The organism is Nocardioides sp., from assembly GCF_035547795.1.
Lineage (GTDB): Bacteria > Actinomycetota > Actinomycetes > Propionibacteriales > Nocardioidaceae > Nocardioides.
In genome coordinates this window covers 1-9,382 of the sequence record NZ_DASZUF010000190.1, presented here as the reverse complement: position 1 = coordinate 9,382, position 9,382 = coordinate 1, and the positions used below count along the sequence as shown (strand labels likewise).

At 72.4% G+C, this 9,382-nt stretch carries 8 protein-coding genes; 4 read left to right on the top strand and 4 right to left on the bottom strand.

The window, feature by feature from the left end:
* The 3 genes from VHA72_RS14325 to VHA72_RS14315 form a co-directional block, all read left to right on the top strand.
* Positions 1-1,354 (top strand): penicillin-binding transpeptidase domain-containing protein (locus VHA72_RS14325; RefSeq protein ID WP_325576365.1); only part of this gene is annotated, 1,354 nt, incomplete at its 5' end.
* 133 nt (positions 1,355-1,487) lie between these two features.
* A complete protein-coding gene (locus tag VHA72_RS14320) occupies positions 1,488-2,945 on the top strand; it encodes an NAD-dependent succinate-semialdehyde dehydrogenase (RefSeq protein WP_325576363.1) in 1,458 nt (485 codons plus the stop codon).
* Between the two features lie 2 nt (positions 2,946-2,947).
* A complete protein-coding gene (locus VHA72_RS14315; RefSeq protein WP_325576361.1) occupies positions 2,948-3,934 on the top strand; it encodes a DUF2332 domain-containing protein in 987 nt (328 codons plus the stop codon).
* Here the strand turns inward: VHA72_RS14315 and VHA72_RS14310 are convergent.
* Together VHA72_RS14310 and VHA72_RS14305 are read right to left on the bottom strand one after the other, a co-directional pair.
* On the bottom strand, positions 3,931-4,905 hold the full coding sequence (locus VHA72_RS14310) for a helix-turn-helix transcriptional regulator (RefSeq protein ID WP_325576359.1): 975 nt from the start codon (positions 4,903-4,905) through the stop codon (positions 3,931-3,933). The genes VHA72_RS14315 and VHA72_RS14310 overlap by 4 nt on opposite strands.
* A gap of 63 nt (positions 4,906-4,968) precedes the next feature.
* Entirely contained in the window at positions 4,969-5,622 is a 654-nt protein-coding gene (locus tag VHA72_RS14305; RefSeq protein ID WP_325576357.1) for a pirin family protein, read from the bottom strand.
* 22 nt (positions 5,623-5,644) lie between these two features.
* Between VHA72_RS14305 and VHA72_RS14300 the strand changes: the two genes are divergently transcribed.
* Positions 5,645-6,988, top strand: coding sequence for a glycoside hydrolase family 1 protein (locus VHA72_RS14300; protein ID WP_325576355.1), 1,344 nt, complete (start codon positions 5,645-5,647; stop codon positions 6,986-6,988).
* Between the two features lie 140 nt (positions 6,989-7,128).
* Here VHA72_RS14300 and VHA72_RS14295 read toward each other — a convergent pair whose 3' ends face one another.
* Together VHA72_RS14295 and VHA72_RS14290 are read right to left on the bottom strand one after the other, a co-directional pair.
* Positions 7,129-7,539 (bottom strand): HIT family protein, encoded by a 411-nt coding sequence (locus VHA72_RS14295; RefSeq protein WP_325576354.1) that lies wholly within the window; start codon positions 7,537-7,539, stop codon positions 7,129-7,131.
* A gap of 9 nt (positions 7,540-7,548) precedes the next feature.
* Positions 7,549-9,382 (bottom strand): NADPH-dependent 2,4-dienoyl-CoA reductase (locus VHA72_RS14290; protein ID WP_325576353.1); only part of this gene is annotated, 1,834 nt, incomplete at its 5' end.

Sequence of the window (9,382 nt, the reverse complement as noted above, 5' to 3'; positions counted from 1 at the left end):
CAAGCCGCACCGGGCGGCGACATCGGCCGCCCTGCTGGCGCAGCGGCTGGGGATCGACGTGGCGGCGTACACCAAGCTCGTCAAGGCGGCCGGGCCGCAGCAGTTCGTGCAGGCGATCACCTACCGCGCCGGCGAGGCCCCCCTGAGCGATGCGCAGGTGGCCCAGATCCCGGGTGCGAGCGCGATGCACACCAACGCTCCGCTGGGCCCGACCAAGGGCTTCGCCGCGCCGATCCTGGGCAGCGTCGGGCCGGTCACCGCCGAGATGGTGAAGAAGGACCCCACCCGCTACCACCCCGGCGACGTGGCCGGGCTCAGCGGCCTCGAGGCCCGCTACGACGACCAGCTCCGCGGCGAGCCGGGCACCGTGGTCGACCGGGTCGCCGGCGACGGCACCATCACCCAGATCTTCACCACCGCGCCGGTCGACGGCACGCCGCTGAAGACCACGCTCAGCCTGCGGCTGCAGACGCTCGCCGAGAGCCTGCTCGCCAAGGTGAAGCCGGCCAGCGCGCTGGTGGCGTTGCGGCCCAGCACCGGCGACGTGCTCGCCGCCGCCAACGGCCCCGGCAACGGCGGGATCAACCTGGCGACCTACGGGCGGATGCCGCCGGGCTCGACGTTCAAGACCGTCGACTCGCTGGCGCTGCTGCGCAAGGGCCTGATGCCCTCGACCAAGGTGCCGTGCACCGACGAGATCACCGTCGACGGCAAGAAGTTCACCAACGACTCCGACTACCCACCGGGTGCGACCGGCAACGTGCCGCTGATGACGGCGGTGGCCAACTCCTGCAACACCGCGATGATCAGCCAGCGCGACAAGGTCTCCGACCAGGACCTCCAGCAGGCGGCCGCCTCGCTGGGCTTCGGCGTCGATCACGACACCGGCTTCCCGGCCTACTTCGGCCAGATCCCGGCCGCGGCCAGCGAGACCGAGAAGGCCGCCGACATGATCGGTCAGGGCAAGGTGCTGGCCTCGCCGCTGGTGATGGCCAGCGTGATCGGGACCATCCAGACCGGGGTCGCCCGGGTGCCGCGCCTCATCGCCGGCACCAGCGTCGCCGCCTCCGGCACGCCGATCAGCGCCGAGGAGGACTCGATGCTGCGCGCGATCTTCCGCGCGGTGGTGACCAGCGGCACCGGCGCCGGCCTGGCCGACGTGCCCGGCAAGCCGGTGATCGCCAAGACCGGCACCGCCGAGTTCGACCGCAACGGCAAGCGCCTCACCCATGCCTGGATGATCGCGGCGCAGGGCGACCTGGCGGTGGCCGTCTACGTCGACGAGGGCAAGACCGGCGCCGAGACCGCGGGCCCGATCCTCGAGGGCTTCCTGCGCGGCGCGCACCGGAAGTGAGGCGGGCCCCGGTGCTGCATGGGGTCAGCGCGGGGGCCCGGTCGATTGACGGAGTGCTCCCTCCACAAGTCGACGAGAACACGATGGCACGCGCCGCTGTCGGATGTCATCACCCCAGTGCCACTCTTGAGGCATGAGTGGACTCGATCTGGTTGGCCCGGAGCAGCGTGGACTCTTCATCGGCGGCGCCTGGCGCGATGCCCAGGGCGGGGAGGACTTCGCGGTACTCGATCCTGCGGACGGCTCCGTCCTCACCCGGGTCGCCGACGCCTCGGTCGAGGACGCGCTGGACGCTCTCGACGCCGCGGCGGCGGCCCAGGCGGAGTGGGCCCGGACGGCGCCTCGCACGCGCGGGGAGATCCTGCGCTCGGCGTTCGAGCTGATCGCCGAGCGCGCCGACGACTTCGCGGAGCTGATGAGCCTGGAGATGGGCAAGACCATCGCCGAGGCCAAGGGCGAGGTGACCTACGGCAACGAGTTCTTCAGGTGGTTCTCCGAGGAGGCGGTGCGCATCCACGGCCGCTGGATGCAGGCGCCGGCCGGCGGCAGCAGGCTGCTGACCATGAAGAAGCCGGTCGGCCCGTGCCTGTTCGTGACGCCGTGGAACTTCCCGCTCGCGATGGGCACCCGCAAGATCGGGCCGGCGATCGCGGCCGGCTGCACGATGGTGGTCAAGCCCGCCGAGCTGACCCCGCTGACCATGCTGGCGCTGGCCGGGGTGCTGACCGAGGCGGGTCTGCCGGCGGGCGTCCTCAACGTCATCCCCAGCACCCGGGCGGCCGACATCAGCAAGGCCCTGATGGCCGACGACCGGCTGCGCAAGGTGTCCTTCACCGGCTCCACGCCGGTCGGCAAGGTGCTCGTCCGGCAGTCCGCCGACAACCTGCAGCGGGTGTCGATGGAGCTGGGCGGCAACGCGCCGTTCCTGGTCTTCGAGGACGCCGACCTCGACGCCGCGGTGGAGGGCGCGATGGTCGCCAAGATGCGCAACATGGGCGAGGCCTGCACCGCCGCCAACCGCTTCCTGGTGCACGCCGACGTCGCCGAGGAGTTCGCCAAGCGGCTCAGCGAGCGGATGGGCGCGCTCACGGTGGGCCGGGGCCAGACCGAGGGCGTCGACGTCGGCCCGCTGATCGAGGAGAAGGCCGTGGAGTCGGTGCACCAGCTGGTCACCGACGCGGTCCACGACGGAGCCACCGTCGTCACCGGCGGTACGGCGCCCGACGGCCCCGGGTTCTTCTACAACCCGACCGTGCTGCTCGGCGTCCACCCGGAGTCGGAGATCAACACGCACGAGATCTTCGGCCCGGTCGCGCCGATCACGACGTTCGCCACCGAGGAGGAGGCGATCGAGCGGGCCAATGCCACCGAGTACGGCCTCTCGTCCTACGTCTACACCCGCGACCTGGCCCGCACGATCCGGCTGGCCGAATCCCTCGACTACGGCATGGTCGGGGTCAACACCGGCCTGGTCTCCAACCCGGCGGCGCCGTTCGGCGGGGTGAAGTCCTCCGGCTTCGGCCGCGAGGGCGGCTTCGAGGGCATCGAGGAGTACCTGGACACCACCTACGTCGCCATTCCCGCGGACTGAGCGTGGAGCTCTACGGCGAGATCGCCGACATCTATCGCGACTTCGCGAGGTACGACGCGGGCAGCAACGGCTCGCACACGTTCGCCGACTGGGCCACCGCCGTCGCCGACGACCCGGAGGTGCTGGCCTGGCTGGCGACGCTGCCGCCGATCAAGCGGCAGGCGAACCTCGTCTTCGCGGCCGCCCGCTGGCACGGCGTCCCCGCGCCGGGACCGTACGCCGGGCTGCGCGCCGCTCTGCTCGCCGACGACGGCTCGATCCGGGCGACGATCCTGGCTCGCGCGACCCAGACCAACGAGGTCGGCCGGCTGGCGACCCTGGTGCCCGCGTTCGCGTCGTTCCGGGGACCGCTGGCGCTGCTGGAGGTCGGCGCCAGCGCCGGACTGTGCCTCTACCCCGACCGTTGGGGCTACGACTGGCGCACCGACGACGGGCACGTCACCCTCGGCGGGGAGCCCCGGCTCGAGTGCCGCGTGAAGGGCCCGGCGCCGCTGCCGGCGACGCTGCCACAGGTGGCCTGGCGCGGTGGGATCGACCTCCACCCGCTGGACGTCACCGACGCCGACCAGATGGCCTGGCTCGAGCAGCTGGTCTGGCCCGAGCACGACGACCGGCGCGTCCGGCTGCGGCAGGCGATCGAGGTCGCCCGCGCCGACCCGCCGGCGATCAGGCGTGGTGATCTGCTGACCGACCTTCCGGCGGCGGTCGCGGAGGCGTCGGCGTACGGCACCGTGGTCGTCTTCCACAGCGCCGTCATCGCCTACCTCGAGCCCGCCGATCGGGACCGGTTCGACGGACTCGTCCGCGGGCTGGTCGCCGACGGTGCCTGCCACTGGGTCAGCAACGAGGGCAAGAACGTGCTGCCATCCGTCACCGCCACCGGGCCGGCGATTCCGGCAGAGCACCCGACGTTCGTGCTCGGCGTGGACGGCCGCGCCGTCGCGCACACGCACGGTCACGGCCGCTCGATGCGCTGGGTCGGCGCCTAGCTCGCCTCGCTCGCCGAGCGCGTGTCCAGCAGCCCCGCCAGCGCCGCACGGGAGCCGATGCCGAGCCTGCGGTAGACCCGCGACAGGTGCCACTCGACACCCTTGACCGTCAGGGCCAGCGCGTCGGCGATCTGCCGGTTGGTCAGTCCGCTCGCGGCCAGCCGTGCCACCCGGCGCTCCGCCGGGGTCAGCCGCGCCAGGGTCTGGCCCGCCAGCGGTCTGGCCCGCTCGCCGGAGCGCTCCAAGAGTCGGGCGATGCGCCGGTGGAGCGGCCACAGCCCCTCCGCGGCGGTGTACCTCTCCGCGTCGCGCAGCAGATCGACGGCCTCTGCGGCCGGATGCCCGGCCGGCTGCAGCAGCATCAGCGCCGCCACGTCGGTGTCGAGCTGCGCGCCCAGGCGCAGGTCGCCGAGCGCGGCCGCCACCGTCCGGGCGCGCCGCAGCAGGCCCACCGGATCGTGCCCAGTCTCAGCGGTGGCGAGCGCGCGCAGCCCCTGGGCCAGGGCATACGGCGCCTCGGCAGCCTCCACCCGGCTCCGCACCAGCGCGGCACCGTCGTGACGTCGACCGGTGCGCACCATCGCCAGCGCGGCCCCGACCCACCACGGCCGCAGCATGTCCTCGTCGTGGCCCGGGTACTCGCCGGCGGCCAGGAAGTGCTCCAACGCTGCGGCATGGTCGCCGAACGCCGCGGCCACCTCCCCGTTGCCGAGCTCCGCCGCCAGCGTGGTGACCCCGTCGCGCCCGCGCGGTATCCGGGTCGCCGCCTCGGCGGCCCCGGTGACGTCGCCGGTGGCGAGCCGGATGTCGATCCGCAGCGCGCCGAACAGTGCCCGCTGGGCGTCGGTCAGGGCGCCCTCGCGGGCGATCGCGTCCAGCTCTGCCTCCGCGCGCCGTACCTGTCCGGCGCGCAGCAGTGACCAGGCCGGCCCGAGCGGCCCGGCGTACGCCGGAGGTGGCGGGGTCCCCATGGCACCCACCCTAGGCATCCATGTCCGCGCGTGAGGCACTTCGGCCGAATCCGTCGAGCCGCGTCAGCCCAGGGTCCAGACCAGCAGCTGGGTCGGAACCGCGGCGGTGACCTCGACGTCGTCCTCGGCCTCGATCAGGAACGCGTCGCCCTGCCCGAGCGGCTCGGCGAGGGAGGAGCGCAGCAGCGCACCGGACGCCACGAAGAGATGCCGTCGTGCCCCGGCCGGGAGCAGCACGCTCTCGCCGCCGTCCAGCTCGGCGACGTACATGGTGCTGCCGTCGGTGGGCCGCACCGCCTCGACGAAGCCGCGCCCGGCCGGCACTTCCGCCACCGAGTACGACGGCGTCAGTCCCTCGGTGTCCGGCACCAGCCAGACCTGCACGAACCTGGTCTGCGGCGCGGCCGCGATCTCGCTGTGAGTCACACCGGAGCCGGCCCGCAGATGCCCTACCTGGCCCGGCCGCAGCGTGGCCGAGGAGCCCAGGGAGTCCCGGTGGGTCAGGGCGCCGGAGACCACCCAGCTGACGATCTCCAGCTCCTCGTGCGCGTGGGTCTCGAAGCCGCGACCGTCACCGAGCAGGTGCTCGTCGTGGCAGACCATCGGGCCGAACCGCAGCCGGTCGGGATCGTAGTGCTCGCCGAAGGAGAACGCGTGCCACGTGGCACGACCCTGACCGCGATCGGCGAATCGGCTCGATCCGCGACGAATCTCCACACCCACAGGCAAGATTGTGCCTGTGGCTGTCCCCCAGCTCCCCGTCGGCTTCAGGTTCGGGACCGTCGCCGCGGCGTACCAGGTCGAGGGTGCCGTGGTCGAGGACGGGCGCGGCCGCAGCATCTGGGACACGTTCGCGGCCCAGCCCGGCGCGATCCGCGACGGCAGCGACGCATCGGTGGCCTGCGACAGCTACCACCGCTACCTGGAGGACGTCGAGCTGCTGCGCGGCCTGGGTGTCGGCGGCCACCGGTTCTCCTTCCCCTGGCCACGCTTCCAGCCCGACGGTCGCGGTCCGCTCGACCGGAGGGCGGTCGACCACTACGACCGCTACCTCGACGCGCTGCTCGGCGCCGGCGTCGCACCCATGGCGACGCTCTACTTCTACGACCTGCCGCAGGCGCTGGAGGACGACGGCGGCTGGCTGAACCGTGCCACGGTCGACGCCTTCGCCGAGTACGCCGCCCTCCTCGGCGACCGCTTCGCCGACCGGGTGGCCTCCTGGGTGCCGATCCAGGAGCCCAACGCGGTGGCGTTCCTGGGCTACGGCAACGGCACCTGGGCACCCGGCAAGCAGTTGGTCTTCGGCGCGCTCACCGCCGCTCACCACCTGCTCCTGGCCCATGGCCGGGCGGTCATCGCGCTGCGCGCGGCGGGCGCACAGGACGTCGGTTGCGCGAACAACCACTCGCCGATGTGGCCGCTCTCGGAGGACCCGGCCGACGTGGGCGCGACCAAGCTCTTCGACGCGCTGTGGAACGGCCTGTGGCTGGAGACGATGCTGCTGGGCCGCTACCCGGTCGACTTCGCGCCGCTGGCCGAGGAGATGATCGCCGAGGGCGACATGGCCACGATCCGCCAGCCGCTCGACTTCTACGGCGTGAACTTCTACCACCCGCGCCGGGTCGCGGCCGCGCCCGAGGACAGCGAGGTGCCCTTCGAGTTCGCCGCCCTGCTCGGCTACCCGACCACCGACATGGACTGGCCGGTGGTGCCGGTGTCACTGCGCGAGTGGCTGATCCTGACCCGGGCACGGTTCCGCGCGGCGCTGCCGCCGTTCGTCATCACCGAGAACGGCGCCTCCTACGGCGCCGGCCCCGACGCCGCGGGCGTGGTGGACGACCAGCCCCGGATCGACTACCTGCAGGGCCACCTCGAGGCGGTGGCTGCGGCCTGCCGGCGCGGTGTGGACGTCCGCGGCTACTACGTCGGCCACCTGCTCGACGGCTGGGACTGGGATCAGGGCTACACCCAGCGCTACGGCCTGGTGTACGTCGACCACGCCACCGGCACCCGCCTACCCAAGCGCTCCTACTCCTGGTACGCCGGCCTGATCGCCGCCCAGGCCCAGCCCCTGCCCGGCTGAGCACCGGCCGTGGACCGGCTGTGGGGCGCGCGCTGGGGTAGTTCGGGAAGAAACGGTCGGTCTACTGGCCAGTAATGGACAGTTTCTCCCCGAACTACCCCCACAGAGCACTCGCGCCCGGACGCCGTAACCCCCGAGGACTACCCCGCCAGTCGGGCACCCAGCGCTGCGATGGCCTCGGTGTCCCCAGGGGTCGGGACCCAGGGGAGGGTCAGGCTCTCGCGGCTCTTGTCGGCGTACCGCGGGATCACGTGCAGGTGGAAGTGGAACACCGTCTGCCAGGCGTGCTCGCCACGGTTGTTGAGCAGGTTGACCCCGTCGGCGCCGAGCACCTCGGTGACCCGTCGGGCCATTCGCTGGCCGGTGTCGATCACGGCGTGGAGGTCCTCGGCCGGGATCTCCAGCACGTCCTTCGAGTGCCGCTTGGGCACCACGATCAGGTGACCCTCGGAGGCCGGGGCGATGTCCATGAACGCATAGGTCGCCTCGTCCTCGTAGACCTTCGTCGAGGGGATGTCGCCGGCCACGATCGAGCAGAAGAGACAGTCCACGCCCAGAGACTACAGAGCCGCGGCCACCCGGGTGCCCTGATCGATCGCCCGCTTCGCGTCGAGCTCGGCAGCGACGTCCGCGCCGCCGATCAGGTGCCACCCGGCGCCGTCGACCCACAGGTCGCGCACCGACTCCTGCCCGGCGCAGACCACCACGGTGTCGACCTCGAGCACGTGCGGCTCGCCGTCGACCGTGTAGTGCAGGCTCGCCCCACCATCAGGCAGAGCATCGATCCGGTCGTACGACGCCCCGCTCACCAGCCGCACGCCCTCCTGCTTGAGCCGTGCCCGGTGCGCCCATCCGGACGTCTTGCCCAGCCCGATGCCGATCGGCGTGTTCTTGCGCTGCAGCAGCGTCACCTGCCTCGCCGGGGTGCGCGGCGTCGGCTCGGTCAGCCCACCACGGTGGTACGCCGGGTCCCCGACGCCCCAGTGCGCCATCCACGTGTCCAGCGTCTCGGGCTCGTGGGTCAGCCAGGTGGCGACGTCGACGCCGATCCCACCGGCACCGACGACCGCGACCCGGCGGCCGGGCACCACCCGGCCGGCCAGCACCTCGGCGTAGGTCGCCACGCTGGGGTGGTCGATGCCGGGGATGGCAGGCACGCGCGGCTCGACGCCGGTGGCGACGACGACCTCGTCGAAGGACTGGAGGTCGGCCAGGGTCGCCTCGGTCTTGAGCCGGACGTCGACGCCGAGCACCTCGAGACGGCGACGGAAGTAGCGCAGCGTGTCGGCGAAGTCCTCCTTGCCCGGGACCGCCATGGCGAGCCGGAACTGCCCGCCGATCTCCTCGTCGCGCTCGAACAGCGTGACGTCCAGTCCGCGCTCGGCGGCCGAGACCGCGGCGGCGAGCCCGGCCGGGCCGGCGCCGACGACGGCGACGTTCCTCTTGGTCCGGACCGGCGAGAGCACCAGGGTGGTCTCGCGGGCCGCGCGCGGGTTGACCAGGCAGGAGACGGGCTTGTTGGCGAAGGCGTGGTCGAGGCAGGCCTGGTTGCAGGCGATGCAGGTGTTGATCTCGTCGGCACGGCCCTCCGCGGCCTTGTTCACGAACGCCGGGTCGGCCAGCAGTGGCCGCGCCATCGAGACCAGGTCGGCCTGGCCGGAGGCGATGATCGACTCGGCCAGCTCGGGGGTGTTGATCCGGTTGGAGGCGCAGACCGGCACGGACACCTCGGCCTTGAGCCGGGCGGTGTAGTCGACCCACGCCCCGCGCGGGACCTGCGTGATGATGGTGGGCACCCGTGCTTCGTGCCAGCCGATGCCGGTGTTGAGGATGGAGACGCCGGCGTCCTGCAGGGCGTAGGCCAGCTCGACGGTCTCCTCCCAGGTCTGGCCGCCCTCGACCAGGTCGATGAGCGAGAGCCGGAACATGATCGGGAACTCGTCGCCGACCAGTTCGCGGGCGCGGCGCACGATCTGGACCGGGAAGCGCATCCGGTTGGTCGCCGAGCCACCCCACCGATCGGTGCGCTGGTTGGTCCGCTCGGTCAGGAACTGGTTGATCAGGTAGCCCTCGGAGCCCATCACCTCGACCGCGTCGTACCCGGCCTTCTTGGCCAGCCGGATGCTCTGCGCGAAGTCGTCGATCGTCTCCTCGACGGCCTTGCCCGACATCGCCTTGGGGCGGAACGGGTTGATCGGCGCCTTGATTGCCGAGGCGGAGACCGAGAACGGCGTGTAGCCGTAGCGGCCGGCATGCAGCACCTGCAGCGCGATCGCACCGCCCTCGGCGTGCACCGCGTCGGTGACCTCGCGGTGGCGCATCGCGTGTAGCCGCGAGGACATCTCCGAGGCGAACGGCTTGAGCCAGCCGCGCTTGTTCGGCGCGTAGCCGCCG

Coding starts and splice junctions, on each gene's coding strand:
- VHA72_RS14310 (WP_325576359.1), bottom strand. CDS start 4,905: ATGGGGACCCCGCCACCTCCGGCGTACGCCGGGCCGCTCGGGCCGGCC.
- VHA72_RS14320 (WP_325576363.1), top strand. CDS start 1,488: ATGAGTGGACTCGATCTGGTTGGCCCGGAGCAGCGTGGACTCTTCATC.